Origin of the sequence: Halomonas litopenaei (assembly GCF_017303055.1) — a bacterium.
GTDB classification, from domain to species: domain Bacteria; phylum Pseudomonadota; class Gammaproteobacteria; order Pseudomonadales; family Halomonadaceae; genus Halomonas; species Halomonas litopenaei_A.
Genome location: NZ_JAEKJT010000007.1, coordinates 55,712 through 81,217, shown reverse-complemented (window position 1 = coordinate 81,217; position 25,506 = coordinate 55,712). Strand labels below are relative to the sequence as shown.

At 63.1% G+C, this 25,506-nt stretch carries 22 protein-coding genes; 17 read left to right on the top strand and 5 right to left on the bottom strand.

Annotation, left to right across the window (positions count from 1 at the left end; translation table 11 throughout):
- Nucleotides 1–10: 10 nt before the first annotated feature.
- A complete protein-coding gene (locus tag JF545_RS14685) occupies nt 11–1,198 on the bottom strand; it encodes an MFS transporter (protein WP_206943300.1) in 1,188 nt (395 codons plus the stop codon).
- Nucleotides 1,199–1,421: 223 nt separating this feature from the next.
- On the opposite strand from JF545_RS14685, the gene JF545_RS14680 reads away from it, so the two are divergent.
- Entirely contained in the window at nt 1,422–2,387 is a 966-nt protein-coding gene (locus JF545_RS14680) for an AraC family transcriptional regulator (RefSeq protein ID WP_224907515.1), read from the top strand.
- A gap of 201 nt (nt 2,388–2,588) precedes the next feature.
- Here JF545_RS14680 and JF545_RS14675 read toward each other — a convergent pair whose 3' ends face one another.
- Nucleotides 2,589–3,848, bottom strand: a complete 1,260-nt coding sequence (locus JF545_RS14675) for a 6-phosphofructokinase (protein WP_206943299.1) — start codon at nt 3,846–3,848, stop codon at nt 2,589–2,591.
- A 532-nt stretch (nt 3,849–4,380) separates the two neighbouring features.
- Here JF545_RS14675 and mpl point away from each other — a divergent pair.
- The 3 genes from mpl to JF545_RS14660 are packed head-to-tail and all read left to right on the top strand — an operon-like array spanning nt 4,381 to nt 7,049.
- Nucleotides 4,381–5,763, top strand: coding sequence for a UDP-N-acetylmuramate:L-alanyl-gamma-D-glutamyl-meso-diaminopimelate ligase (mpl, locus tag JF545_RS14670; protein WP_206943298.1), 1,383 nt, complete (start codon nt 4,381–4,383; stop codon nt 5,761–5,763).
- Nucleotides 5,756–6,385 carry a flavin prenyltransferase UbiX gene (locus JF545_RS14665; protein WP_206943295.1) on the top strand — a complete coding sequence of 210 codons (630 nt, stop codon included), beginning with the start codon at nt 5,756–5,758 and terminating at the stop codon, nt 6,383–6,385. Before mpl ends, JF545_RS14665 begins: the two co-directional genes overlap by 8 nt.
- Nucleotides 6,386–6,425: 40 nt before the next feature.
- A complete protein-coding gene (locus JF545_RS14660) occupies nt 6,426–7,049 on the top strand; it encodes a LysE family translocator (protein ID WP_206943293.1) in 624 nt (207 codons plus the stop codon).
- A 96-nt stretch (nt 7,050–7,145) separates the two neighbouring features.
- Here JF545_RS14660 and JF545_RS14655 read toward each other — a convergent pair whose 3' ends face one another.
- The 3 genes from JF545_RS14655 to JF545_RS14645 form a co-directional block, all read right to left on the bottom strand.
- Complete coding sequence (locus JF545_RS14655) at nt 7,146–8,552, bottom strand: bifunctional DedA family/phosphatase PAP2 family protein (RefSeq protein ID WP_206943291.1); 1,407 nt, start codon at nt 8,550–8,552, stop codon at nt 7,146–7,148.
- 73 nt (nt 8,553–8,625) lie between these two features.
- Nucleotides 8,626–9,555, bottom strand: coding sequence for a GGDEF domain-containing protein (locus tag JF545_RS14650; RefSeq protein ID WP_206943289.1), 930 nt, complete (start codon nt 9,553–9,555; stop codon nt 8,626–8,628).
- Entirely contained in the window at nt 9,548–10,414 is an 867-nt protein-coding gene (locus tag JF545_RS14645) for a hypothetical protein (RefSeq protein ID WP_206943287.1), read from the bottom strand. The genes JF545_RS14650 and JF545_RS14645 overlap by 8 nt, the downstream gene beginning before the upstream one ends.
- Nucleotides 10,415–10,578: 164 nt before the next feature.
- Here JF545_RS14645 and JF545_RS14640 point away from each other — a divergent pair, with 164 nt between their 5' ends.
- The 13 genes from JF545_RS14640 (at nt 10,579) to JF545_RS14580 (ending at nt 25,244) form a co-directional block, all read left to right on the top strand.
- Nucleotides 10,579–11,817, top strand: coding sequence for a glutamate-5-semialdehyde dehydrogenase (locus tag JF545_RS14640; RefSeq protein ID WP_222486326.1), 1,239 nt, complete (start codon nt 10,579–10,581; stop codon nt 11,815–11,817).
- Between the two features lie 47 nt (nt 11,818–11,864).
- On the top strand, nt 11,865–12,512 hold the full coding sequence (nadD, locus tag JF545_RS14635) for a nicotinate-nucleotide adenylyltransferase (protein ID WP_206943619.1): 648 nt from the start codon (nt 11,865–11,867) through the stop codon (nt 12,510–12,512).
- Nucleotides 12,513–12,601: 89 nt separating this feature from the next.
- Entirely contained in the window at nt 12,602–12,964 is a 363-nt protein-coding gene (gene rsfS, locus JF545_RS14630) for a ribosome silencing factor (protein WP_206943283.1), read from the top strand.
- On the top strand, nt 12,961–13,428 hold the full coding sequence (gene rlmH, locus JF545_RS14625; protein ID WP_206943281.1) for a 23S rRNA (pseudouridine(1915)-N(3))-methyltransferase RlmH: 468 nt from the start codon (nt 12,961–12,963) through the stop codon (nt 13,426–13,428). The genes rsfS and rlmH overlap by 4 nt, the downstream gene beginning before the upstream one ends.
- Before the next feature lie 33 nt (nt 13,429–13,461).
- Nucleotides 13,462–15,363: a penicillin-binding protein 2 gene (gene mrdA, locus JF545_RS14620; RefSeq protein ID WP_206943279.1), complete on the top strand. Its 1,902-nt coding sequence runs from the start codon at nt 13,462–13,464 to the stop codon at nt 15,361–15,363.
- Nucleotides 15,363–16,520: a rod shape-determining protein RodA gene (gene rodA, locus JF545_RS14615; RefSeq protein WP_206943277.1), complete on the top strand. Its 1,158-nt coding sequence runs from the start codon at nt 15,363–15,365 to the stop codon at nt 16,518–16,520. Before mrdA ends, rodA begins: the two co-directional genes overlap by 1 nt.
- A gap of 143 nt (nt 16,521–16,663) precedes the next feature.
- Nucleotides 16,664–17,740, top strand: a complete 1,077-nt coding sequence (mltB, locus tag JF545_RS14610) for a lytic murein transglycosylase B (protein ID WP_206943275.1) — start codon at nt 16,664–16,666, stop codon at nt 17,738–17,740.
- Nucleotides 17,737–18,753 (top strand): septal ring lytic transglycosylase RlpA family protein, encoded by a 1,017-nt coding sequence (locus tag JF545_RS14605; RefSeq protein ID WP_206943273.1) that lies wholly within the window; start codon nt 17,737–17,739, stop codon nt 18,751–18,753. The genes mltB and JF545_RS14605 overlap by 4 nt, the downstream gene beginning before the upstream one ends.
- A 116-nt stretch (nt 18,754–18,869) precedes the next feature.
- A complete protein-coding gene (locus tag JF545_RS14600; RefSeq protein ID WP_206943271.1) occupies nt 18,870–20,090 on the top strand; it encodes a D-alanyl-D-alanine carboxypeptidase family protein in 1,221 nt (406 codons plus the stop codon).
- A gap of 181 nt (nt 20,091–20,271) precedes the next feature.
- Entirely contained in the window at nt 20,272–20,580 is a 309-nt protein-coding gene (locus JF545_RS14595; RefSeq protein ID WP_206943269.1) for an HP0495 family protein, read from the top strand.
- Entirely contained in the window at nt 20,580–21,251 is a 672-nt protein-coding gene (gene lipB, locus JF545_RS14590) for a lipoyl(octanoyl) transferase LipB (RefSeq protein ID WP_206943268.1), read from the top strand. Before JF545_RS14595 ends, lipB begins: the two co-directional genes overlap by 1 nt.
- 42 nt (nt 21,252–21,293) lie before the next feature.
- Entirely contained in the window at nt 21,294–22,295 is a 1,002-nt protein-coding gene (lipA, locus tag JF545_RS14585; protein ID WP_206943267.1) for a lipoyl synthase, read from the top strand.
- Between the two features lie 213 nt (nt 22,296–22,508).
- Nucleotides 22,509–25,244: a DUF3141 domain-containing protein gene (locus JF545_RS14580; protein ID WP_206943266.1), complete on the top strand. Its 2,736-nt coding sequence runs from the start codon at nt 22,509–22,511 to the stop codon at nt 25,242–25,244.
- Nucleotides 25,245–25,506 lie beyond the last annotated feature (262 nt).

The following is a 25,506-nucleotide window of genomic DNA, read 5'->3' as shown; positions in this document are numbered from 1 at the left end:
TACCCAATTGTCATGTCGTCTTGAGCAGCCGTTGGCCAGATCCGACCAGCAGGAAGGCGATCGCCGACAAGATGGCGCTGCCAATAAAGGTCGCGCCGATACCGAAATGATCCAGAAGCGTGCCGCCGAGGGCGGCGCCCCCCAGGATGGCGGTCTGGATGGCTGCGACGATCAGGCTTCCGGCGGCTTCGGGAGCGTCGTCTAGGTTCTGTGTGAGCCAGGCCATCCAGCCGATTGACATCGCGGTGTTCATGACGCCCCAGATCGCCAGCAACAGTGCCGCCACGACAACAAGCTGGCCAAACCCGAGCAGTCCGATCGTCGCCAGCCCCATCACCACCGGCAGCACTTGCAGTAGACGTATGACCTGGCCGTCGGCGAACTTGCCGCCCGCCCAGGTGCCGAGAAATCCGGCGCAGCCCAGCACCAGGAACAGTTGTGACAGCTCGGTCACAGTGACGCCGGTGACGGTTTCCAGGAACGGCCGGAGATAGGTGAACATCGTGAACGCACCCGCGAAGGTGAAGATCACGGCCGCGATACCGCGGGCAAAGTAAGGGCGCCTGAGGAGCGAGATCAGCGCGCGGATGGACTGTCCCTGTGCTGCAGGCAAGGACGGCAGGGCGATGAGCTGCCAGACCAGGTTGAACGCCACTATCGGTACCAGCACCCAGAAGGCGCCACGCCAGCCAATCACACCGCCGAGATAACTACCGACCGGCGCTGCGAACGCCGCGGCGAACGCCTGCCCGGTGTACATCACGGCCAGCGCAGCGGCGGTGCGTTCAGGAGGCACCAGGCGCATGATGACCGCGGTTGCCAGCGCCCAGAAGCCGCCGATGCAGATGCCAAGTAACGCCCTTGCCAGCATCAGCACTGCCAGACTGGAGGCAGTGGCCACCATGATCAGCGAGACCAGCATCAGCGCGGTCATGATCACCAACACCCACTTGCGATTGAGACGGCCCGCTGCCGTGGTAATGACGAGGCTTGCGGCCACAGCGAAAAAGCCGCTGACAGAGATCGCTTGGCCGATCTTTCCCGCGCTGGCACCCAGTCCATCTGCGATAGGCGTCAACAGGCTTACTGGCATGAATTCGGCGGCGATCAGCATGGCGACACATAGCGACATGGAGAACACGGCGCCCCAGGTACTGGTCTTTGTCACGGAGTCATTAGACAGGTGTTGAGCGGTCATCGGTCTCTCTATGCGATATCAACGTCGGTGTGTGGCAAGGCCAGTGACAGGTAAAGGCCCCGGTGCCCACAACGCCTGGATTGCCATATTGCGTAGCAGTACCGTCGAGACGGTAGATGGATTGGCCAAGGTTCTTGCCTGATACTCCGAGTTCATGGAACACGGTTCGACTAGGAAGGGTGGTCGAGATATCGTCGCGGAAAGAGGCGCAGGGAGACCTTCTATGCCAGTTCAACTTCACATCGAGCGACGCGACATGGGATCGCTTGACGCTATCCACGCAGACCTGGCGGGCTTGATTGGGGGGCGTACGCTAGGGTTGGAGGACTGCGCGACCGAGCTTGAAAGCCTGGCGTTGTTCAGGCGTGAGGCCCTGACCGAGCCCTGCGCCTGTATGGTGCAGCCCAGCATTGTTATCGTCGTCCAGGGGGCCAAGCAAATGCTGGTCGGCGAGCAGGCCTATGCCTACGACACCAAGCGCTTCTTGATCAACTCGCTGGATCTCCCCGCTCGATCGCAAGTGCTGGAGGCCAGCACGGACATGCCGTGCCTGGGGCTATCCTTCAAGCTCGATCTGTCTGTCATGACGGAGCTGATCTCGCAGATCCGGCTGCCGCCACCGCGTGCTCGTGCCAGCGAGGCGGGCACGTCTATCGGCACGCTCACCCCTGAGCTGTTGGAGCCCTTCAGGCGTCTGCTCGGGCTACTCGACGAGCCCGCTGACATGGCGGTGCTCGCGCCACTGATCGAGCGTGAGATCCACTACCGTCTGCTTAAAAGCGATCTGGCACCACGTCTGTGGCAGATTGCGTCGGTTGGTAGCCAAAGCCAGCGGATTGCCAGAGCCATTGATTGGTTGAAGGCGAATTACACACAGCCGCTGCGCACCGCTGAGCTCGCGACCCAAGCGCAGATGAGCACATCGAGTCTGCACCAATATTTTCGTCAGCTGACGGGGATGAGCCCCTTGCAGTATCAGAAGTGGCTACGCCTTAGCGAAGCCAGGCGCTTGATGCTGAACGATGCTTATGATGCCGCCGCCGCCGCGTTTCAGGTGGGTTACGAGAGCCCGTCGCAGTTTAGCCGCGAGTACAGTCGGCTGTTTGGCGCACCTCCCAAACGCGACATCGAGAGCTTGCGGCACCGGAGTTTTGCTGGCGCTGACAACCCCCCAGACGCGGCATCCTAGGTTGAGGCTGGCAAGGGCTGAGCTGCGATCAGACGCCGTGGCCTCACGCCACAGAACGTCACGTTTCTCTGGGGGAGAGAACGAACGGCATTGTCCAGGTGCTAGACGGAGCCCTTAGACAAAGAAGCGACTCAGGTGGCACCGAATCGTGCGCACAAAAAAAACCCGAGGCAGAGCCTCGGGTGTGTCTTGGGGCGTGGCTTAGAGGCTGAACTCTGGCAGGCGCTTGGCGACCCGGGCGAGCTTCAGCTTGGCCATTTTCGGCAGCCCATTCTCGAAAGGCGGGAAGTCTTCGCCCTGGATCAGGGGGGCCAGGTAGGTGCGACCCGCTTCACTGATGCCAAAGCCGTCCTCGCGAATATAGTCGCGGGGCATGAATTTCTCGCGGTTGGCTACGTCCGCCAGGGGCGCGGCCTCGATGTCCCAGCGGTAGGGGTTCTCGCTGACCCGCTTGATGGCGGGCATCTGGGCATTGTGGCCGTCCAGCGCCAGTTCGACCGCCTTGACTCCGACAGCGTAGGCCTGCTCGACGTCAGTCTTGGCGCCAAGGTGGCGTGCTGCACGCTGCAGGTAATCTGCCACGGCCCAGTGATACTTGTAGCCCAGGTCCTGCTTGACCATGCCGGCCAGTGTCGGTGCCACACCGCCCAGTTGGCGATGCCCAAAGGCATCCGTGTTGCCGGAGTCGGCAAGGAAGGTGCCGTCTTCGTAGCGTGCCCCCTCGGAGACAACAATGACGCAGTAGCCGTAGTTCTTGACGGCGTACTCGACGCGCTCCATGACCTGGCGACGGTCAAAGGGGATCTCGGGGAAGATGATGAGGTGGGGCGGCTCGCCTTCCCCTTGTCCCGCCAGGCCGCCTGCGCCGGCGATCCAGCCCGCGTGGCGTCCCATGACCTCGAGTACGAACACCTTGGTGGAGGTGGCGCACATGGAGGCGATGTCCATGGAGGCTTCCAGGGTGGAGGTGGCGATGTACTTGGCGACGCTGCCAAAGCCCGGGCTGTTGTCGGTAATGGGCAGGTCGTTATCCACGGTCTTGGGAACGTGGATGGCGGTCAGCGGATAGCCCATTTTTTCAGAGAGCTGCGACACCTTGAGGCAGGTATCGGCACTGTCGCCGCCGCCGTTGTAGAAGAAGTAGCGGATGTCGTGGGCCTTGAACACCTCGATCAGACGCTCGTACTGGGCCCGGTGGCTCTCGATGTCCTTGAGCTTGTAACGGCAGGAGCCGAAGGCGCCGCCCGGGGTGTGGCGCAGCGCAGCAATGGTGTCGTCTGACTCCTGGCTGACGTCGATCAGATCCTCGGTCAGGGCGCCGATGATGCCATTATGGCCTGCATAGACCTTTCCGATACGGTCGCTGTGGCGGCGGCAGGTCTCGATGACGCCGCAGGCGCTGGCGTTGATGACCGCGGTGACGCCACCGGACTGGGCGTAGAAAGCATTGTGCTGGGCCATGAGGCGTGGGGCTCCTGGGTTGCTAGGGTCGGAAAGAAGGATGATCCCGGGACAGGCGGAGGCCGTATAGCGTCCTTGTCGGGCCGTGGTTGGCCGCCGTCTCCGAGTGCGACATGCACAGCCTGAGGTGCAAGCGCTGTGGCGTGGGTCGCCGGCATGGTCGGCGATTTTATCCGATCACCCGGTCCCCTGCACCCTGAGTGCGTGCTGCTGTGGCAATAGGTGCCATCGGTGCCAGTCCATCTGGCTGGCCCGCAAGGGATCACCCCTGGCGCGTACCCCCTGGCGCTGTGACTGGCCAGGGCGTTGCCGGATCGAGGGCGACTGTAGATCGGCGGTGACGCGCTGCCAAGGGTGGGCGAGGGCAACACAAAGTAAATTGGTGGGTGACAGGCAACACGCCCCGCTGTCTGGGTGGCTCTGGAGGCCTTGGTCACGGCGTGCTAGTCTGCCGCCAACTTAACGTCGCCATGGCGCTCCCTGAGCCTTGTGGGCGGGGATCGGGGGAGTCAGGCGGAGCGATGGAGGCGACATGCATCTTCACATCATCGGTATCTGTGGCACCTTCATGGGTAGCCTGGCGTTGCTGGCCCGTGAGCTGGGCCATCAGGTCAGCGGCTCGGATGCCAATGTCTATCCGCCCATGAGCACCCAGTTGGAAGCAGCAGGTATCGCGCTGCAGAACGGCTTTAGCGGGGATCATCTGACGCCTGCACCGGACCTCGTGGTCATTGGCAACGCTTTGTCGCGGGGCAATCCTGAAGTCGAGGCGGTACTGGATCAGGGCTTGCCCTACGTGTCAGGGGCGCAATGGCTCGCCGAACACGTGCTGCCGGGACGTCCTGTGGTGGCCGTGGCAGGGACTCACGGCAAGACCACCACCGCCAGTCTGCTGGCCTGGTTGCTCGACAGCGCAGGGCTCGAGCCTGGGTTCCTGATCGGCGGTGTACCGCGCAACTTTGGCGTGTCCGCCAGGTTGGGCGAGGCGTCGGCCCCCTTTGTGGTGGAAGCCGATGAGTACGACACCGCCTTTTTCGACAAACGCTCTAAGTTCGTGCATTACCGCCCATTGGTCGCCGTGCTCAACAACCTGGAGTTCGATCACGCCGACATCTTTCCTGATCTGGCGGCTATCGAGCGGCAGTTTCACCACCTTGTGCGTACCGTTCCCGGTCGCGGCCTGCTGCTGGTCGGCGACGACAACGATGCACTGGAGAGAGTGCTGGCGGCAGGGTGCTGGACGCCGGTGGAGCGCATGGGCCAGGCCACGACGTCGCCTTGGCGAATCGAGCTGGAGCGCGAAGACGCCAGCCGTTTCCGGGTCATTCATCGCGACCCCCAGGGTGTCGAGGAAGACGCGGTGGTCGACTGGGGGTTGACCGGCAGCTACAACGCACACAATGCGCTGGCAGCGCTGGCCGCCGCCCGCTACTTCGATGTCGATCTTGCTCGTGGAGCGGCGGCACTGTCTCGCTTCGAAACCCCCAAGCGGCGCCAGGAAGTGCGGGGCGAGATCGCCAATATTCAGGTCATTGATGACTTCGCCCATCACCCCACCGCGATAGAAGCCACCCTGTCGGGGTTGCAGGCGTCCACCCAGCGCGGACGGCTGCTGGCGGTGATCGAGCCACGCTCCAACACCATGCGTCTGGGCACCCTGCGCGACCGCCTGGCCGCCAGCGTAGCCTCGGCCGACCAGGTCTGGTGGTATCAGCCCGCGGGGCTCGACTGGTCGCTCAACAGTGTGGTCGAGGCGTCACCGGTCACCGCCCACCTGGCGACTGACATCGAGGCTCTGGTCGCGGCACTGGTCGCAGAGGCGCGGCCTTATGATCGTATCGTTGTGATGTCGAACGGTGGGTTTGGCGGCATTCATCAGCTGTTGCTGGATGCGTTGGAGCGCGCTCATGGCTGAGGACTTCAAGTCGCCCGTCACCGTTGCCATCACGGGTGCCTCGGGTGCCCAGTACGGGCTGCGGTTGATCGATATGCTGGTCAGCGCCGGGCATGAGGTGTGGGTCATGATCTCCAAGGCGGCGCACCTGGTGATCGCCACCGAGACCGAGGAATCGCTGCCGCCACGTCCAGCGTTGCTGGAGGAGGCGTTGACCTCGCGCTTTGCGGCGCAGAAGGGGCAGATTCGCTGTTTCGGGCGTGAGGACTGGATGTCGCCGGTGGCCTCCGGATCTGGCGCCAGTAGTGCCATGGTGATCTGTCCCTGCTCCACCGGTACGCTGTCCGCGGTGGCCTGTGGTGCCAGCAACAACCTCATCGAGCGTGCCGCCGATGTGGCGCTGAAGGAGCGCCGCAAGCTGGTGCTGGTCCCTCGCGAGACGCCGCTGTCTGCCATTCATCTCGAGCATATGCTGAGCCTGACGCGCATGGGGGCCATCGTGCTGCCAGCGGCTCCCGGGTTCTATCACCAGCCACAGAGCATCGATGATCTGGTGGACTTTATCGTGGCGCGAATCCTGAATCAGCTAGGCATCGATCATCGCTTGATGCCGCGCTGGGGCGAGCCAACATCCGGCGATTGAAGGTCCGCCTGTTCTTTGAATCCTATGGGAAAGGAAACCCATGCCCAGCCTTTCGGTACTTTCTGTCTTCATCCCTACGTTTTTCCTGGTCTCGCTTACCCCTGGCATGTGCATGACGCTGGCGATGGTGCTGGGCATGACCCAAGGCGTCAGGCGCGCGCTCTGGATGATGCTGGGTGAGCTGGTCGGCGTCGGCCTGGTTGCGTTTTCGGCCGGTGCTGGCGTTGCAGCCCTGATGCTCAAGCTGCCGGCGCTGTTTGCGCTGTTCAAGTGGCTGGGTGGCGCTTACCTGGTCTACCTGGGGGTGCTGATGTGGCGCTCCCGCGGGCGCATGGCGATCCCCGATGAGATCGACGCGGCGGCCCCTCCGGCGCGACGGGAACTGGCGATGCAGGGCTTTGTCACTGCGGTAGCCAACCCCAAGGGCTGGGCCTTCTTCGTCGCGCTATTGCCGCCGTTCCTTGAGCCTTCACGTCCGCTGATGGGGCAGTTGGCGGGGCTTGTGGTGATTATTCTGAGCCTCGAGTTCAGCTGCCTGCTGCTCTACGCGAGTGGTGGCAAGAGCCTTCGCCACCTGCTGGCACGGGGCGGTAGCGTCAGGCTGCTCAATCGTATTGCCGGGACCTTGATGATCGGCGTCGGCTTCTGGCTGGCGCTGGGGTAGCCGTCGTCGGTGATAGACGTGCTAATGGCCAGCGGCAATGGCAAGCGCTGACACAGACGCCCTGTTTCTCAGGCAGCTCGCTCCTTACGTTCCTGGCTATACGGGCGGCAGCCACAGCATCCGGGCGCTGATCAGCACAAGGGACGCCAGCCCCAGGTATGCGCCTGGGCAGCCCGCAAAGCCAGGCCTCTCGCGCCTCAGCCATGACAGCTGCACCATCGCGCACACCACCAGACCCAGCAGGGCGCCGCCGATCAGGTCGCTTAACCAGTGTACCCCCAGCACAATACGTGACAGGGCCATGGGAACGATGATGGCAATCGCCACCCAGTAGGGCCAGAAGCGCCGATGGTGGGGGAGTCGCTGGGCAATGAAGGCAGCGGCGAGGCCGTAGAGCACGACGGCCGTGGAGGTGTGGGCGCTGGGGTAGGACAGGGAGTCCGCCAGATAGTCCGGTGCATCCGGGCGCAGTCGGCCAATGACGCTCTTGCCCAGGGTGTTGAGCAGGCCGATGCCCGCAAGCCCGGCGGCGATGTGGCTCAGCGCCGCCCAGCGGCGACGCCACAGTAGCCAGCCCAGCCAGGGCAGCGCCAGAACGATGACCCCGAGCGTGTCGCCTGCCTTGGCCAGGCTCGTAGACAGGGTGGCTAGGTGGGGGATGTCGAGACTGCTGACCAGTGCGTTGAGGCGTTCGTCCATGGGCAGTGGGCCGTCTGCCTGGAGCACCACCAGGGTCCAGGCGCACAGCGCGGTGAGGCTGCCCAGCAGCAATAGCCAGGTAGCCAGTGGTGGCTCGTCCTCGTGGGTCGGGGCGAGCCAGCGCCACAGGCGCTGGCCACCCGGCAGGCGCAGGGTCAGCCAGGAAAGGCTGCGAAAGAGGAACCCTGGCGGTGACGCATGGTGGCGGACCAAGGAGAAGATGATGGCGAGCGCGACAACCGTGATGCCCAGAGCGGTGAGCCAGGGATGCAGGTCCTGGGGCAGGGCAAGCCACTGTTGCCAGGTACGCCCCAGCAGATAGCCAGGCAGGATGTAGGCTGGCGCCCACAGTGCGGCCGAGCCTACGTTGGCCCAGGTGAAGGTGGCGGGTGGCATGTGCAGTATGCCCGCGACCAGCGGCACGATCGGCCTTACGGGACCGACGAACCTGCCCAGCAGTACCGATAGTGGGCCGTGGCGCTGGAAGAAGCGGGCGCCCCGTGACAGCCATTCCGGATGGTGGGACAGTGGCCACATGGTGGTGACCTGCTCCCGATAGCGGTAGCCAATGGTATAGCTGACCCCATCGCCAACGATCGCGCCGGCAAACGCGCACGCCATGACCCAGCCCACCGCGATTTCCTGATGGCCTGCAAGCGACGCTGCTGCGGTGATCAGAACCACGCCTGGCACCACCACCCCCACCAGGGCCAGTGATTCCACTAGCGCGATGGCGAACACGGATAGCAGTAGCAGGCCAGGCGAAGGCGCCCATTGAATCAGCCAGTCCCCGGCATTTCCCACCCTTACTCTCCTTTGCTTGGCGGCGAGGCGGCATGATGCCACAGTCGCGAGCCGCTGGGCATTGGCTGACCGGTCAGTCCGCCGTCATGGTCTGGGTGCGTCGCTGCAAGCGCTCCAGGAAGACCTGCCAGTCCTCTTCCGGCTTGAGGGCACACAATTGCGAGCGAAGGGTCAGCGGACCCAGGTCCGCCAGGCGAACCTCGGATAAGGCCTGTTCGAGTCGCTTGGTGACCAGCAAGGCGCCGCTTTCCGTGGTGTTAGGGAGGATCAGCCAGAAGGTGTCGGCGCAGTGCCTGCCCAGGATGTCGTGGTCGCGGCAGTGCAGGTGGACCGCACGACAGAGCTGATCGAGCTGTGACAGCTGTAGACGTGAGCCGTGCTGCTCGCTGGCTACCTCAAGCTGAGGCAGATGCAGAATGACCACGGCGAGACGCTGGTCCAGGTGCTGGGCGCGTTCAAGCTCTCCGGTCAGACGCTCGTGCAGGGTGGCGTGATTGAGGGCGTCGCAGTCGGCATCGCTCGGGTCGGTAGCGCGAGCGAGGTCCCGTTGGCGTAGATGCTCCCAGCTAGCCAGGGTGCAGCACGCCAGGAAGGTCAGCATGCTGATGACCTGGGCCACGTCCGGGGTCATCTGACTGTGGATGAATAGCCAGAGGGGAAGGGCCAGGCACGACAGCACCAAGGCGGGTCCCAGTGGCAGCAGCAGCAAGACCAGGGCAATCGGCAGACTCGTCCAGATCGGGTCGAGGGTTGAGTGGATGAGTGCCTGGTCATACAGCATCAGGCAGGCGCATATCAGCAGCAGGTAATGAGTAAGTCGCGAGTTGCGCCGGGCATCCAGGTAGGCGATGACGCCGACCAGACAGCACAGCACGGCAGGCAGCAGGATGTATTCGTACTGACCGATCAGGTAGTGCCATAGCGCGACGGCGGCAAGCAGCAGGGCAGCGAGCAGGTCGGCGAGCAGACGCCAGGAGCGTCGCCAGTGCGGGTGTTCAGTCATGCGCTTCCTCCACCACCTGGGGGGAAGGACGCTGTTGGCCGAGGGTCTCCAGGATTCGCGGCAGATTATCCAGTCGCGTAAGGGGCACGGCGCGTGACTGCGTGGGTGCGTCGATAGCATCCAGCAGCTCCTGGCGGCGCTGTCTTGCCTGGTCTGCGTCGCGGCTGGTCAACAGCACGCCGAGAGTTTTCTGGTCCAGCTGGTAAGCGTTTTCGAAGGACTTGATCTGGCTGCATACCTCTTGAGCGATGCGCCACAGCTGCCGTCCCTGGACGTGGATCAGCAGCAGCTCGGCGTGGACGTCGTCACGGGCGGCACGGCTATTCTCCTTGACCAGATCGCGCTCGAGCTGCTCTGCCGACCACAGCGCCAGGCCTGGCGCCAGCCGGGCTCGCTTGCGTACCAGCCGCAGCGAGTGCCCACCAGGCAATGAGCGGCTGATGGCGAATAGGCATAGGCAGGTGAGCAGGAGTCCTACCAGGATCCAATGATGAGGACTGAGTCGGTCGATCAGGCTCCACCAGCTGAGGCCGGCGAGGGAAGCATTGAGCAGCTGCATCCAGCGCGGCTGAGGCAGTGCGAGCAGGCACGGCCAGGCCCATAGCCAGGCAGCGTTGGTATGTCCTGGCAGCATGACCAGGGCCGCCAGCAAAAGGCTGGCGACCGCGAGCCAGGGGCGGTAGGCATGCCGCCGATGGCTGAACTCCAGGGCCAGGCCGGTCAGGGCAAACCACAGGGCGGCCAGGCTCAGCAAGATGCCGTCCCAGGGTTGGTCGGACAGCAGCGCGCAGGCTGCCAGCAGCCCGGCAGCGGCAAAGATATTCAGCTTGAACAGTCCGACTTTGTACTTGATCCGCATGCTGTCTTACTATGGCCTCTTCAGTGGTTCCTGACCCGCCCCACGCTTTCCCCTGCCCCCTAGCTGGTGTCCAGTTCGGGGGTGGAACACGTCAAGGAGAACTTCCCATCGTGTCCGACTCTGCCAGCGCCACCTCCGCCACCATCGACGATGTCAGTGCTTACATGAATGCCGTCGGCCAGCGTGCCCGGCAGGCTGCCTCTGCCATGCGCCGTGTGACTCCAGCCGCCAAGAATCATGCGCTGAAGGCCATGGCGAAGGCACTGGATGAGGCGCGACCAGAGATTCTGGCGGCCAATCGTGATGATATGGCGCGTGGTCGTGACAAGGGGCTCGATGACGCGCTGCTCGACCGCCTGGCGCTGAACGATGCGCGTATCGATGCGATGATCGAAGGGCTGCACCAGGTCGCGGCTCTCCCTGACCCGGTCGGCGAGATCAGTGATCTGTCCGCCAGGCCAAGTGGTATCCAGGTGGGCAAGATGCGCGTCCCCCTTGGCGTTATCGGTATCATCTATGAATCGCGTCCCAACGTCACGCTGGAAGCGGCCAGTCTCTGCCTCAAATCGGGCAACGCCTGCATTCTTCGTGGCGGTTCCGAGGCCAGCGCCTCCAACCTTGCGTTGGCGCAGTGCATCGCCAAGGGGCTCGGCGAAGCGGGCATGCCGGACGCTGCGGTGCAGTGTGTGGCGACCACTGACCGCGCTGCGGTGGGTCATCTGATCAGCATGCCTGACTACGTTGATGTGATCATACCCCGCGGTGGAAAGTCCTTGATCGAGCGCATCAGTCGGGAGGCCAGGGTGCCGGTGATCAAGCACCTGGACGGTATCTGCCACGTCTACGTGGATGCCCATGCGGATCTCGACAAGGCCGAGGCCATTGCGGTGAATGCCAAGACCCATCGCTACGGTGTGTGTAACGCGATGGAGACCCTGCTGGTGGACGTGGCAGTGGCCGACGTTCTGCTGCCGAGGCTCGCGGGTGTCTACGCGGAAAAAGGGGTGGAAGTGCGCGGCTGCGAGCGTGCCCGCGAAGTGGTGGACAGCTGGTTGCCTGCCAGCGATGAGGACTGGGCGACCGAATATCTGGCGCCGATCCTGGCGGTCAAGGTGGTCGATGGCATCGACGCTGCGATGGCGCATATCGAGCAGTACAGCTCCGGACACACGGAAGCGATCGTCACCGAGAACTATACCCTGGCGCGGCGCTTCCTGGCCGAGGTTGACTCAAGCTCAGTGATCGTCAATGCGTCCACTCGCTTTGCCGACGGATTCGAGTACGGGTTGGGTGCCGAGATCGGCATTTCCACCGACCGCTTGCACGCCCGCGGCCCCGTCGGTCTCGAAGGCCTCACTACGCGCAAGTACGTGGTGCTGGGTGATGGTCAGATTCGCCAGTGAGTGAGCAGGTGTCGTTTTCCATCACCGATGGGCCCGCACGCATCGGCATGCTGGGGGGGACCTTCGACCCGGTGCATCACGGTCATCTACGCACGGCGGTAGAGCTGAGGGACGTGCTCGGCCTGGACGGCGTGCACATGATTCCGGCGGCCCAGCCGCCCTTGAGGGGCCGTCCACAGGTGTCGGCTCAGGAGCGCCTGGCGCTGCTGCGGTTGGGGATCGGAGACACCCCGGGTCTGCTGGCGGACCCGTGCGAGCTGGAGCGAGAAGGGCCGTCCTACAGCGCTCTGACCCTGGCATCATTGCGACAGCGCTACGGTGAAGAGGCGCGGATCGTCATGGCGCTGGGACATGACGCATTTTTGAAGCTCGCGCAGTGGCATCGGCCCGAGCAGCTGTTCGACCTGGCCCATGTGGTCGTGATCGACCGTCCAGACCATATCGGCGCGTTGCCGGCGGCTCTTGAGGAACTGATAGCCGGTCGTGAGGTCAATGACTGCCAGGCACTGATGGAAGAGGCCCAGGGCCGTTTGCTGCGGCTGTCGCTGCCATCACGCATGGCCATATCCGCCACTTTTGTGCGTGAGCGCCTGGCTCAGGGCGAGAGCGTGCGTTATCTCCTGCCCGAGCCGGTGGTGCAGCGTATCGAGTCCCGGGGACTGTATCGGAATCCAGCGATTTTCGGCGCTGAGTGAGAAATTCGTGGAAGCGCTGGAATCGCACTGCCATAAGGCGCGTCAGCGGGTACAATAGACGGTCGATGAATACCCAGTGATGAGGGGCTATGCAGATTGAAGCATTGAAAGCGCTCGTAATCGAGTCGCTAGACGATATCAAGGCGAAGGACGTCGAAGTGCTCGACGTGTCGCGATTGACCAGCGTGACGGATTGGATGGTGGTGGCCAGCGGCACCTCGACACGGCATGTGGCGGCCCTGGCCAACAGCGTGATTACCAACGCCAAGGAGCAGGGTGTGCAGCCGCTTGGCGTGGAAGGCGACAACGGTGCTGACTGGGTGCTGGTGGATCTCGGTAGCGTGGTGGTGCATGTGATGATGCCTGACACCCGCGCACTGTATGACCTAGAGCGCCTGTGGTCAGACTTGCCCAGCGACAGCCCGGCACCAGAGGAAGAGGCCAAGGCATGAGGGTCCGCCTGCTGGCGGTCGGTACACGCATGCCAGGCTGGGTCACTGATGGCGTCGAGGAGTACCGCAAGCGTCTCCCCAAGGACTTTCGCCTCGAGATTGAAGAGATTGCCCCGGGGCATCGTGGCAAGAATGCCGATATGGCACGCGCGATCACCCAGGAAGCAGAACGTATCGACGCGCGCCTGCGTGGAGACGAGCACCTGGTGGCGCTGGAAGTGCTGGGCAAGCCCTGGACGACGGAAGTCCTGGCAGAGCACGCCGATCAATGGCGCCACGGTGGGCGTGACGTCGTGTTGCTGGTAGGTGGTCCTGATGGTCTCGATCCCGCGCTGTCGGCGCGGGCTCATCAGCGCTGGTCATTGTCCCCCTTGACCCTGCCTCACCCTCTGGTTCGGCTGGTACTGGCCGAGCAACTCTATCGTGCCTGGACGCTGATGGTGGGGCATCCCTACCATCGGTGACGGCTTCTGAGCCAGACAAGGATTGCCCCTCGCATGCGTAAGCGTCGAGACACCCTAAAGAATCCCGAGCAAGCGCTACGCATCTTCCGCATGCGAGCAAGCCTCGCTGGCGTCGTGGTGGTACTGCTGTCGGGCCTGCTGGTTGGCCGCCTTTGCTACCTGCAGATCGTTCAGCACGAGGTCTACAGCACGCGTTCCGAGAAAAATCGCGTCAGGGTCGAGCCCCTGCCGCCCACGCGGGGCCTGATCTACGACCGCAACGGTCAGCTGCTGGCAGAAAACCGTCCCACCTATAACCTGACCCTGGTGCGCGAGCGGGTGGACGATCTCGACGCCACTCTCGAGCTGTTGGTCGACCTGCTGGATCTGCCGGCAGAAGAGGTCGAGGCGTTCAAGGTGCGCTCACGTCAGCGGCAGCGGCCCTACCAGCCGGCGCTGCTGATGAGTGATCTGACGGAAGCGCAGATTGCGCGACTGGCGGTCAACCGCCACCGCTTGCCAGGGGTAGAGGTCCAGGCGCAGTTGCTGCGTTTCTATCCTGATGCCGAAATCATGTCCCACGCCCTGGGCTATGTCGGGCGAATCAATGCCGAGGAGCTGGAGTCTCTTGACCCGGGCAACTACGCCGGGACGCACTTCATTGGCAAGACTGGCGTGGAACGGTTCTACGAGGACCAGCTGCATGGGCGAGCGGGACTTCGCAAGGTGGAGACCAACGCCCGCGGCAGGGTGTTGCGCGAGCTTGGGCACACCGATCCTGAACCGGGGCAGGACCTGACCCTTACCCTGGACATGGACATGCAGCAGCTCGCGGTGGACCTTCTGGATGACCGCCGCGGTGCCATCGTCGCGATTGCCCCCCAGACCGGCGAGATCCTGGCCATGGCATCGGTGCCGGGCTTTGATACCAATCAGTTCGTGACCGGTATCGATGTCGCTTCCTATCGTGGCCTGCAGAACGATATCGATCTGCCGCTGTTCGACCGGGCCACTCGCGGCAGCTATCCCGCCGGCTCCACGATCAAGCCGTTCATGGCCATGGCCGGGTTGATCGAGGGCGCCGTCACGCCAGATGAAGTGATCTACGATCCTGGCTATTACCAGCTGCCCAATGATGAGCGCCGCTATCGCAACTGGCTGCGCTGGGGCCACGGTCGGGTCAATCTCGAACGTGCCTTGGCGGTGTCCAACAACACCTACTTCTATTCCCTGGCACACGAGCTCGGCATCGATCGGATCGACGCCAACCTGGGCGCGTTCGGCTTCGGTACTCGCGTTGCCGCCGATGTGGCGGGCCAGGGTGATGGCCTGCTGCCGTCCCGCGACTGGAAACGTGCGCGCTTCAATCAGCCCTGGTATCCCGGGGAGACGCTGTCGGTAGGCATTGGGCAGGGATACCTGCAGATCACGCCGCTACAGCTGGCGTCGGCCACCGCGGTACTGGCCAATCGCGGGCATTGGGTACGCCCGCGCCTGGCCAAGCGCATCGGCGCGGAAGATGTGCCGGTCGACTTGCCGGACACGCCAGCGGATATCGATGCTCCCGATGCCTATTGGACACGGGTCTTCAATGGCATGGAGAAGGTGCTGTCCGGTCGCGAGGGCACCGCCCGGCGCACGGGGGCAGGGCTTCAGTATCGCATGGCCGGCAAGTCCGGCACCGCCCAGGTGTTCTCGCTGGGCCAGAACCAGAAGTACAACGCCGCCGAGCTGCGCGAACGTCTGCGCGACCATGCCTTGTTCATGGCCTTCGCTCCGGTGGAAGACCCCCAGATTGCCATCGCGGTGATCGTCGAGAACGCCGGCGGTGGCTCGACCCACGCCGCCGGTCTTGCCAGAGCCATGGCGGATGCCTGGATCCTGGATCACAACGCCGGCAAGCCGGTATCCGACGATAGCGATCCGCTGCAAGATGACCCAGAGGAGGCCGACTGATGGCCGTCGATTTCGTGCGATCATTGCGTGGTCATCCGGTACGCCCCCCCGCCAGCGGCATCGCCAGGCGCATTTCTCTGTGGCAGCGGCTGCATATCGATCCGTGGCTGCTGGCGATGCTGCTGCTGCTGATGGTCAGCGGCCTGGCGGTGTTGTATAGCGCCAGCGGCGAGAACATGCGGGTGGTCACCGCCCAGGCAATTCGCTTCGGTGTGGCCTGGACCGTGATGCTGGTGCTCGCTCAGTTTTCTCCGGCGACCTTGATGCGCTGGGCGCTGCCCGCCTACATGACCGGTGTGGTCATGCTGGTGGCGGTCGAGATTCTCGGTGACATCGGTATGGGAGCGCAGCGCTGGCTGGTGATTCCTGGCGTGGTGCGCTTCCAGCCCTCCGAAATGATGAAGATCGCCATGCCGATGATGATCGCTGCCTGGATCAGTCGGCACGAGTTGCCCCCGAACTGGAGGGTGCTGGCGGGCTGCGCATTGCTGATCGCCTTGCCGGTGGGGCTGATCGCCCGTCAGCCCGATCTTGGTACCTCGTTGCTGGTGGCTTCGGCGGCGGTGTTTGTCATCTTGCTGGCGGGCCTTTCGTGGAAGTTCATCGGTGCCATGGTGGCCCTGGCGGGGGCCGCCTTACCGCTATTGTGGATGAACATGCACAATTATCAGCGGCAGCGGGTATTGACCTTTCTGGACCCCGAGAGCGATCCGCTCGGCGCTGGTTGGAACATCATCCAGTCGACCACGGCCATCGGCAGCGGCGGTATCTGGGGCAAGGGCTGGCTAGAGGGGACCCAGTCGCAGCTCGAGTTTCTGCCTGAGCGACATACGGACTTTATCGTCGCGGTGCTGGGTGAGGAATTCGGCCTGGTAGGCATGCTGGCCTTTCTGGTGCTCTACCTGCTGATTGTTGCGCGGGGGCTGTGGCTGGCTGGCGCGGCGCAAGACACCTTTGGCCGTTTGCTGGGCGGTGGCATCATGTTGACGTTCTTCATCTATGTGTTTGTGAATATCGGCATGGTCAGCGGGATTCTTCCCGTGGTCGGCGTGCCGCTTCCTCTGGTCAGTTACGGAGGGACGTCCAGCGTGACCTTGATGGCCGGTTTCGGTATTCTCATGGCGGTCAATGCACACCGTCGACTGCTGCCTCGATAGCGTCGATGAACAGGCTTACGGGTTCATGCCAGATCGCCGCCAGAGAGCGCACATGGGCGTGCGACAGCCGTCGCCACCCTGTTCGCCATCGCATTTACGATAGTGCTGGCAGGCGACACGGCGTGTCCCAAGGGAGAAGATTGATGACAGTACCCCTGATCCAGGGAAGGGAAGGCGTTGGTGCGACACGCCGTGGCTGGCTGGGCAGCGTGTTGGGCGGCCTGCTTGCGACGCTGTCGCTGTCGGCGGCGGCGCAGGACTTCGCGACCCCCGACGTCAACGACATGATGGGACGCCTGGAGCGGCAGGGGATCTCCCGGGAATGGCTTGAGCAGACCATGGCCAGCGCGCAGTTCCAGCCGTCGGTGCTCGAAGCCATGAGTGGTGCCGCCGAGCATCATATGACCTGGGAGCGCTATCGCAATATCTTCCTCGGAGAGGAGCGCATCAACGAGGGTGCCGCCTTTATCGAGACCCATCTTGATGCCTTCGAGCGGGCCGAGCAGCGCTACGGAGTCCCACCGGAGGTCATCGCTGCCATCATTGGCGTCGAGACCCGCTATGGCAGGATTACCGGCGACCACCGAGTGCTGGACTCCTTGTCGACGCTGGCCTTCCACCATCCGCGTCGGGGAGAGTTCTTCGAGGGCGAGCTGGAGGCCTTTCTCGATATCGCCTACGAGCAGGGCGTGGATCCTGGCAGCCTGAAAGGCTCCTATGCCGGTGCCATGGGCTATCCCCAGTTTATTCCTACCAGCTATCAAGCCTACGCCGTGGACTTTGACGGCGATGGGCATCGCAACCTGTGGACCGACCCCGTCGATGCCATTGGGAGCGTTGGCAACTACTTTGCCGAGCACCGTTGGCAGCCCGGCGGCGAGGTGTACTGGGAAGCGCAGGGTCCTGCGACCACACCTGCTGCGATCAATTTCAATCGTACCCAGCGCCCTTACGTGCAGGTCTCCGCACTGGAAGCCCAGGGCATTCGCCCGCAGGAGCAACTGGCGGGCGATCGCAAGGTGATTCCGCTGGCACTCGACAGCGAAGATGGCAGCGTGCGCTATCGCCTTGCCGATACCAATTTTTATGTGATCACCCGGTACAATCACAGCCATCTGTACGCCATGGCGGTGACCGAGCTTGCCGAGGCCATCGCCCAGGTGCGTGACCTGGGAAAGCGCCAGTGGTGGAATGCGCTGGAGCTGGAGGCGACCACATGAGCCTGCGATCGCGCTTGCTGCCCACCATGTCGCTGTTGGTCGCCCTGGGCGGGTGTGCCAGCGGTGGTCCCGGCAATGCGCCAAGTGCGGACGGGGCGGCCACCCAGAGTGAGGCGCCCAGTTCCAGTGGTGGCCGCTACGCCATGAGTGGTGATGCGTATCCTCAAAGCCCACCTGATGTCAGTCAGGTGCCGGACGCGGTACCGCGCAAGGAGCCGCGCTCCCGTGCAGGCAACCGGTCGACCTATGAGGTGTGGGGCAAGACCTATCACGTGATGGACGACCCGAGCGGGTATCAGCGCGAAGGCACAGCCTCCTGGTACGGCCAGAAGTTCCATGGCTATGCCACCTCAAACGGCGAAATCTATGACATGTACAAGATGACCGCCGCCCACAAGTCACTGCCGCTGCCGACCTTTGCTCGCGTGACCAATCTGGATAACGGTCGCTCGGTCATCGTGCGGGTCAATGACCGTGGTCCGTTTCATGATGACCGCGAGATCGACCTGTCCTATGCGGCGGCAGCGCGCCTGGACATCCTCGATAATGGCACTGGTCGGGTGCGCGTCAGTGCCATCGATGCTGGTCAGTGGCAGGCCAACGGTGGGCGAGGTGCTGAGGCGTCGTCCGGGGCTGTTGCGTCCCAAGCCCAGGCTCGGCAAACATCCGCTCAGCAAACATCAGCACCGCCAGCTGCGACGCCGTCCCGGTCTGCGGCACAGGCTCCCGCGGTAGCTCAGCGTGGTGCCCGACAAGAGGCCCCAGCGCCGGCGAGTGCGGGTGCAGCCGAGGGTGTCTACATTCAGGTGGCGGCATTGGGTTCCGCGACCAGCGCTCGAGACCTCAAGTCAGACCTGGAGCAGCGCTTGAACCAGGATGTGCGGGTGGCCAGTGACGCTGGCCTGCACAAGGTGCAGGTCGGACCGTTGGCCAGTCGAGGCCAGGCGGAGCCGATCAGAGAACGCTTGCGCCAGGCCGGTTTTGAGCAGACCTTTGTCGTCGATGGGCGCTAGCCGTGGGCGCCGTTAAACCGGCGCCACGGTGAAGTTCGCGGGTATCGATGTGTGATTAAAATTGTGCGGCGACGTTTAACGCCGCTTTCCCCGACTGTTGTAACGAGACGTTCACCATGATTTTCAAGTCATCTCTTTCTCGCCGCTATTTGCCAGTTGCTTTTGTGTGCGCGGCCCTGGTGGCTCCCTTGACCAGTGCCCAGCAGCCTGACGCTCCCACGCCGGACATGCCCGAGCCCCAGGTCATGATTCCTGCTCCGCCGCAGCTCGCTGCAAAGTCCTGGATTCTGATCGACGCCAACAGTGGTCGCGTGTTGGCTGAACACAACTCTGATCAGCGTCTGCCGCCGGCCAGCCTGACCAAGCTGATGACCGCCTACCTGGTCGAACGTGAACTCGACCGCGGTAATATCCAGGGCGATGACATGGTGCCTATCAGCGAGAAGGCGTGGCGCACCGGAGGTTCCAAGATGTTCGTCGAGGTCGGCACCCGGGTGCCGGTGGAAGAGCTGCTGCATGGGATCGTAATCGTCTCCGGCAACGACGCCAGCGTTGCCATGGCCGAGTATCTGGCCGGCGGTGAGGAGCCATTCGCCGACCTGATGAACCAGCATGCCACCCAGTTGGGTATGGAAAATACCCACTACGAGAATGCCACCGGTCTGCCCGGCGAAAACCATTACTCGTCTGCCCGTGACCTGATGCGTCTGGCCCGTCACATCATTCTGGACTACCCGGAACACTACGCGATCTATAGCCAGAAGCACTTTACCTACAACGGTATCGAGCAGCCGAACCGCAACCGCCTGCTGTGGCGCGACCCGAGTGTCGATGGCCTGAAGACGGGCTGGACCGAAGAAGCCGGCTACTGCCTGGTGTCGTCGGGCAAGCGCGATGACATGCGCCTGATTTCTGTGGTGATGGGTACCAACTCCGATGAAGCGAGGGCACAGGAAACGCAAAAGCTGTTGAGCTACGGTTTCCGCTATTACGAGACCCTGAAACTCTATGATCGTGGCGCGGTGCTCAATACCCCGCGTGTCTGGGAAGGTGCGACCAATGAGCTCAAGGTAGGCGTCGACAATGGCGTCTACATGACCGTGCCGCGTAACCGCAATGGAGAGCTGACTGCGCGCCTGGACATCGACAGCGGCCTGGTGGCGCCGATTGCTGCGGGGCAGCGGGTTGGCACCATGGAAGTGCGACTGGGCGACGAAGTGGTTGGCGAGCGCGACCTGGTGGCCCTGGAGGCGGTCGAGGAGGGTGGCTTCTTCAAGCGCATGATCGACAAGGTTCAGCGTTTCTTCAGTGACCTGGTGGGTGGCTGGTTCGACTGAAGCTGTCGCGATCGAGCAGGTGACCCGATCGGTGAGCGGGCAGAGTCCGCCGCCGACGGGTGGTCAGCCGGGTGCGATGCGCCCGGCTTAGTTAAGTCGCCCGGCTTAGCCGAGTCGCCTGGCTTGGTCGAGTCGCCAAGGTTGAGTAGAATAGTCGGGTATCCACTCAAAGGGTCATCGGATGAACGATCGAACCTTCCGGGATCTTCGCTCACAAGCTGGGCCTGATCCGACAGATGTGACCATCACGTTTCCCTGTGACTACCCGATCAAGGTGGTCGGTGATGCGTCTGAAGACTTTGCCGCGACGGTGAGTCAGATCGTGCTCAAGCATGATCCGAGTTTTACCGGGAACAGCCTCGAGGTCATCGATAGCCGCAACGGACGTTTTCAGTCTGTGCGCTTGACCCTGCGTGCCACGGGTGAAACCCAGCTCAAGGCGCTGTTCGAGGAGCTCAAGGCGACCGGTCGCGTGCACATGGTGGTGTGATGGAGCCCATCGAGGTCTATCATCTTGGGCTAGTGCCCTACCAGCCCGTATGGCAAGCAATGCGTGAGCTGACCGATCAGCGGGACGGCACGACGCCCGACCAGATCTGGGTGGTCCAGCATCCCCCGGTGTTCACCCAGGGACAGGCCGGCAAGGCAGAGCATCTGCTGATGCCCAGCGAGATCCCTTTGGTGGAGACGGACCGTGGTGGTCAGATTACCTACCATGGGCCGGGTCAGTTGGTGCTGTATCCCCTGATCGACGTCAAGCGCGCGCGACTGGGGGTAAGGGACCTGGTAAGCGCGTTGGAAGACAGCGTTGTCGATGCCCTGGGGCAGCATGGCATTGAGGCTCATGCCCGGCCAGATGCACCCGGTGTCTACGTCGGGGAGCGCAAGATTGCCTCCCTGGGGTTGCGGATTCGGCGTGGCGCGAGTTTTCACGGCATTGCCGTCAATCTGGACCTGGATCTGACGCCGTTCAGCTTCATCAATCCCTGCGGCTATGCGGGGCTAGAGATGACTCGGCTGGCCGACCTGACGTCTACTGATGTGGATGCCAGGCTTGAGGCGCAGCGTCTATTGGATGCCTTGGCCCTTCGGCTGGGGCAACGTGAACTGGTTGAGCGTTCTGGTCAGCCAGAGGCTTTCCACGGCCAACATTTTGATTGATCGCCCTGGAGTCGTGACGGCGATCTTCCACAGGATAGAGACATGACTGACAGCTCCGCCATCCAGGCGGCGGCCGCCGCCGCCAAGGCCAAGAAAAGTGCTCGCAGCGAAAGAGGTGTCAAGCTGCGTGGTGCCGAGAAGGTGGCCCGGATTCCGGTGAAGGTGATTCCCACCGAGGAGATCCCGCGCAAGCCCGACTGGCTTCGGGTTCGCATGCCGGTATCCAAGGAAGTCACCCGCATCAAGGACACGCTGCGTCGCCACGGCCTGCACACGGTCTGCGAAGAAGCGTCTTGCCCCAACCTGGGGGAGTGCTTCCACGGGGGCACCGCCACCTTCATGATCATGGGCGACATCTGCACCCGTCGTTGTCCGTTCTGTGATGTTGCCCACGGCAGGCCCAATGCCTTGAATGAGCGTGAGCCGCGAGAGCTCGCCGAGGCGATCGCCGAGATGCGACTGAAGTACGTGGTAGTGACCTCGGTTGACCGTGACGACCTGCGCGATGGCGGTGCCCAGCATTTCGCCGACTGTATTCGCGAGATTCGCCGCGACAGCCCGAGCATCGAGATCGAAGTGCTGGTGCCGGACTTCAGGGGGCGCATGGAGGTCGCGCTGGATATCCTCGAAACCACGCCGCCCAACGTCTTCAATCACAACCTGGAGACGGTGCCCAGCCTGTATCGCAAGGTGCGCCCTGGTGCCGACTACCAGTGGTCTCTGGATCTGCTCAAGGGCTACAAGGAGCGCCGTCCGGAGGTCATGACCAAGTCTGGCCTGATGCTCGGGGTGGGTGAAGCCGACGAGCAGGTGATCGAGGTCATGAAGGATTTGCGAGCTCACAATGTCGATATGCTGACGCTGGGTCAGTACATGCAGCCGTCTCGCAATCACCTGCCAGTGGACCGTTGGGTCCCGCCGGCGACCTTTGACTGGTTTGCCGAGCAAGGCCGAGCCATGGGCTTCACCCACGTGGCGTCTGGTCCTCTGGTGCGGTCGTCCTATCACGCCGACCAGCAGGCCCATGGCATCGAGGTCAAGTAACGGTTCGATGCGCAGCGTTAGATGAAAGCAATGCCCGGTAATGCCGGGCATTGTGCGTTTTAGCTTACGTGTTTTTGCGCTTACTCCTACCTTATGTGCCGTGGCGTGGTGCGGGGGCTTCGCAGTCCCAGGAGGAATGCGCTATATTGCAGTGCAACAAGTGCGCAGGCGCACGGATCGCCTCCTGCGCGTCACGCAACCCCAGGAGTCCCTATGAATGCGTTGATGCCTGGCGCTGCCGCGCCGCTGTTCGCGATGGCGGAACCCTTTGCACCGTTGCTCGATCCCTTTGGTTTCGGACGCGCCGCCGCCGATTACTGGCGCGACAGCGTCGAGCGCAGCATCCTCTATTGGGATGTGATGCGGCAGCGCGGCAACGAGTACCTCGAACATATCGAAAAGACCCGTCCCTCGGTGCTCGGCTTCGATACCGACATCGTCATGCTCGGGGAAGAGCTGCCACGTCCCGTCAACTACGAGTTACTGCGCGTGCATCCCCCGGAAGGCGTCGAAACGGATGAGCTCGCACGTCCCTTCGTGGTGGTCGACCCCCGCGCAGGGCATGGCCCGGGGATCGGTGGCTTCAAGCCTGACAGCGAGATCGGTGTGGCGCTGCGGGCTGGCCATCCGTGCTACTTCATCGCCTTTATGCCGTACCCGATTCCGGGGCAGCGGGTCGAGGACGTGGTCGAGGCCGAGGTCACCTTCCTGCGCCACGTCAACGAGCTTCACCCTGACAGCGAGAAGCCGATGGTGGTCGGCAACTGCCAGGCTGGCTGGCAGATCATGATGGCCGCCGCGCTGGAGCCGGAAGTGTTTGGGCCGATCCTGATTGCCGGGGCTCCACTGTCCTACTGGGCCGGTGAGCGCGGCAAGGCGCCGATGCGCTATACCGGCGGCATGACCGGAGGCAGCTGGGCGACCCACATGCTGTCGGACATGGGGGATGGGGTGTTCGATGGTGCCTGGCTGGTACAGAATTTCGAGCGGCTCAACCCGGCCAACACCTGGTGGGACAAGCAATACCACCTATATGCCCATGTCGATACCGAAGCCGAACGCTATCTTCAGTTCGAACGCTGGTGGGGCGGACACGTGGTACTGGGGGGAGAGGAGATCCAGTACATCGTCGATAATCTGTTCGTCGGTAATCGGCTGTCGACGGCGCAGCTGGTGACGTCAGACGGTCGTCGCATTGATCTGCGCAACGTGCGCTCCCCGGTGATCGTGTTCTGCTCCCAGGGTGATGACATTACGCCGCCACCCCAGGCGTTGGGGTGGGTGCGTGATCTGTATGGCGGTGTCGACGACATCATTGCCAACGAGCAGACCATCGTCTACTGCGTGCACGATAAGACGGGTCACCTCGGCATCTTTGTCTCGGGCAGCGTGTCGCGCAAGGAGCACGCCGAGTTCACGGCCAACATGGACTACATCGACGTCTTGCCGCCAGGGCTGTATGAGACCACGGTATCCAAGGCCAGCGACCGTCCTGATGCGGAGCTTATCGAGCGCGATTACCTGCTTGAGTTCTCTACCCGCGACCTGGACGACCTGGACGAGGTCGTCAAGCCACAGCCTCAGGATGATCGTCGCTTTGCGACGGTGGCCAGAGTGTCCGAGATCAATCTTGGTCTGTACCGTCAGTTCCTGCAGCCGTGGATTCGGGCGCTTTCCACGCCGGAGTCTGCCCATTGGATGCGTCGGATGCATCCCAATCGCATGGGCTATCGCCTGCTGTCGGACCGCAACCCGCTGATGGCGCCATTGCCGGTGTTGGCAGAAATGGTGCGCGAACGTCGCCGTGCGCTTAGCGACGACAACGTTTTCCGGGTGTACGAAGACATCGGTTCAAGCCTGATCTCCCGTAGTCTTGATGCCTGGCGTGTGCTGCGTGACCGTTCCATCGAGAAGGCATTTCTGGATATCTATGGCCAGCCCCTGTTGCAGTCTCTGGTCGGCTTGCGCGGTGCCGTGGACGCGGATCGAAGGCTGCCGGGCGCCGAACCCGAACGGCGTCGTTTCATCCAGCGTCGTCGCGACGAAATCCGTGCTCAGGTCGCCCGTGGTGGAGCTCATGAAGCGGTCATGAGGTCGATCATCTTCGTCCTTGGCGGTGCTCCGGCCACCGATGGACGTAATTTCCGCCGGCTGCAAGCCTCCCGGAGCGAGCTGGAGCCCGAGCTTCAGCTGCAGGACTTCAAGCACTTGATGCGCGATCAGTTCTTCATTCTGAAACAGGATCGTGAAGCCGCCCTTGAGGCAGTGCCTGCGTTGCTTGAGGGCCTTGATGCCAAGGAAATTGACAGCCATATCGAGCATATGGAGCACGTTCTGGCGGCCAGCGGTGACTTGAGCGAGCACGCGGCCGCTCGCTTTGAGCGAATCAAGTCGTTGTTCCTCAAGGCGAGGCCGGCCAGCCGTCGCAGGTCAACACGGTCGTCATCCTCTGATGGCGGTGCGGGTGGGAACACCAGCGGCAGTGGCAAGGTGCCCAGCGCGTCCAAGACAACTAGCGCTCCCAAGGCATCCAGCGCTCCCAAGGCATCCAGCGCTTCGAAAACGCCCAGCGCTACCAAGGCGTCCAGCGCTACCAAGGCATCCACTGCCTCCAAGACGCCCAGCGCTACCAAGGCATCCAGTGCTTCCGAGACGCCCAGCGCTTCCAAGGAGCCGAGCACGACGAAGGCATCCAGCGCTTCCGAGGCGTCCAGCGACACCAAGACGTCCAGTGCTTCAGGCGCCACTACCTCGGCGTCCGGCACGAAGGCCGACAGCACGAAGGCCGACAGCACGAAGGCGGACAGCACGAAGTCCGACAGCGCTGGAGCTGCTGCAACGACGTCAGAGCCTGCGGGGGCGGCCAAGCCCGAGGGCGCAGAGGCGACACCTGCGGCTTCGCGTCGGCGCTCGACCAGTCGCTCGCGGGGACAGACGCGGCGCTCGTGACTATGGCGCTGCGCTGATCGCCACGTTCGATCGGCCCTGTGGCGTATTGTTGCTATGTCCTTGCCCCCGCCCAGCGGGGGCAAGGTCGTTATGTGGCCGCTGCTTGTCGGACGACGGGGTTAAGGCTAGTCTCTTGCCCATGCGAGTCGGGCGCCGTACAGAAGGCGCCGCGTGATCCGTGACACGACCAGCACTGTTCCAGGGGCAACCGTCGATGTGACTGGCGCGATGTTCGGCACTGGGTTAGGGTAAGCGCATTTTT

Coding starts and splice junctions, on each gene's coding strand:
- JF545_RS14640 (WP_222486326.1), top strand. CDS start 10,579: ATGAATGCCGTCGGCCAGCGTGCCCGGCAGGCTGCCTCTGCCATGCGC.
- lipB (WP_206943268.1), top strand. CDS start 20,580: ATGGAGCCCATCGAGGTCTATCATCTTGGGCTAGTGCCCTACCAGCCC.
- JF545_RS14605 (WP_206943273.1), top strand. CDS start 17,737: ATGAGCCTGCGATCGCGCTTGCTGCCCACCATGTCGCTGTTGGTCGCC.
- JF545_RS14665 (WP_206943295.1), top strand. CDS start 5,756: ATGGCTGAGGACTTCAAGTCGCCCGTCACCGTTGCCATCACGGGTGCC.
- JF545_RS14580 (WP_206943266.1), top strand. CDS start 22,509: ATGAATGCGTTGATGCCTGGCGCTGCCGCGCCGCTGTTCGCGATGGCG.
- mpl (WP_206943298.1), top strand. CDS start 4,381: ATGCATCTTCACATCATCGGTATCTGTGGCACCTTCATGGGTAGCCTG.
- JF545_RS14675 (WP_206943299.1), bottom strand. CDS start 3,848: ATGGCCCAGCACAATGCTTTCTACGCCCAGTCCGGTGGCGTCACCGCG.
- JF545_RS14650 (WP_206943289.1), bottom strand. CDS start 9,555: ATGACTGAACACCCGCACTGGCGACGCTCCTGGCGTCTGCTCGCCGAC.
- mltB (WP_206943275.1), top strand. CDS start 16,664: ATGACAGTACCCCTGATCCAGGGAAGGGAAGGCGTTGGTGCGACACGC.
- JF545_RS14685 (WP_206943300.1), bottom strand. CDS start 1,198: ATGACCGCTCAACACCTGTCTAATGACTCCGTGACAAAGACCAGTACC.
- rlmH (WP_206943281.1), top strand. CDS start 12,961: ATGAGGGTCCGCCTGCTGGCGGTCGGTACACGCATGCCAGGCTGGGTC.
- mrdA (WP_206943279.1), top strand. CDS start 13,462: ATGCGTAAGCGTCGAGACACCCTAAAGAATCCCGAGCAAGCGCTACGC.
- rsfS (WP_206943283.1), top strand. CDS start 12,602: ATGCAGATTGAAGCATTGAAAGCGCTCGTAATCGAGTCGCTAGACGAT.
- JF545_RS14600 (WP_206943271.1), top strand. CDS start 18,870: ATGATTTTCAAGTCATCTCTTTCTCGCCGCTATTTGCCAGTTGCTTTT.
- rodA (WP_206943277.1), top strand. CDS start 15,363: ATGGCCGTCGATTTCGTGCGATCATTGCGTGGTCATCCGGTACGCCCC.
- nadD (WP_206943619.1), top strand. CDS start 11,865: ATGCTGGGGGGGACCTTCGACCCGGTGCATCACGGTCATCTACGCACG.
- lipA (WP_206943267.1), top strand. CDS start 21,294: ATGACTGACAGCTCCGCCATCCAGGCGGCGGCCGCCGCCGCCAAGGCC.
- JF545_RS14660 (WP_206943293.1), top strand. CDS start 6,426: ATGCCCAGCCTTTCGGTACTTTCTGTCTTCATCCCTACGTTTTTCCTG.
- JF545_RS14595 (WP_206943269.1), top strand. CDS start 20,272: ATGAACGATCGAACCTTCCGGGATCTTCGCTCACAAGCTGGGCCTGAT.
- JF545_RS14680 (WP_224907515.1), top strand. CDS start 1,422: ATGCCAGTTCAACTTCACATCGAGCGACGCGACATGGGATCGCTTGAC.
- JF545_RS14645 (WP_206943287.1), bottom strand. CDS start 10,414: ATGCGGATCAAGTACAAAGTCGGACTGTTCAAGCTGAATATCTTTGCC.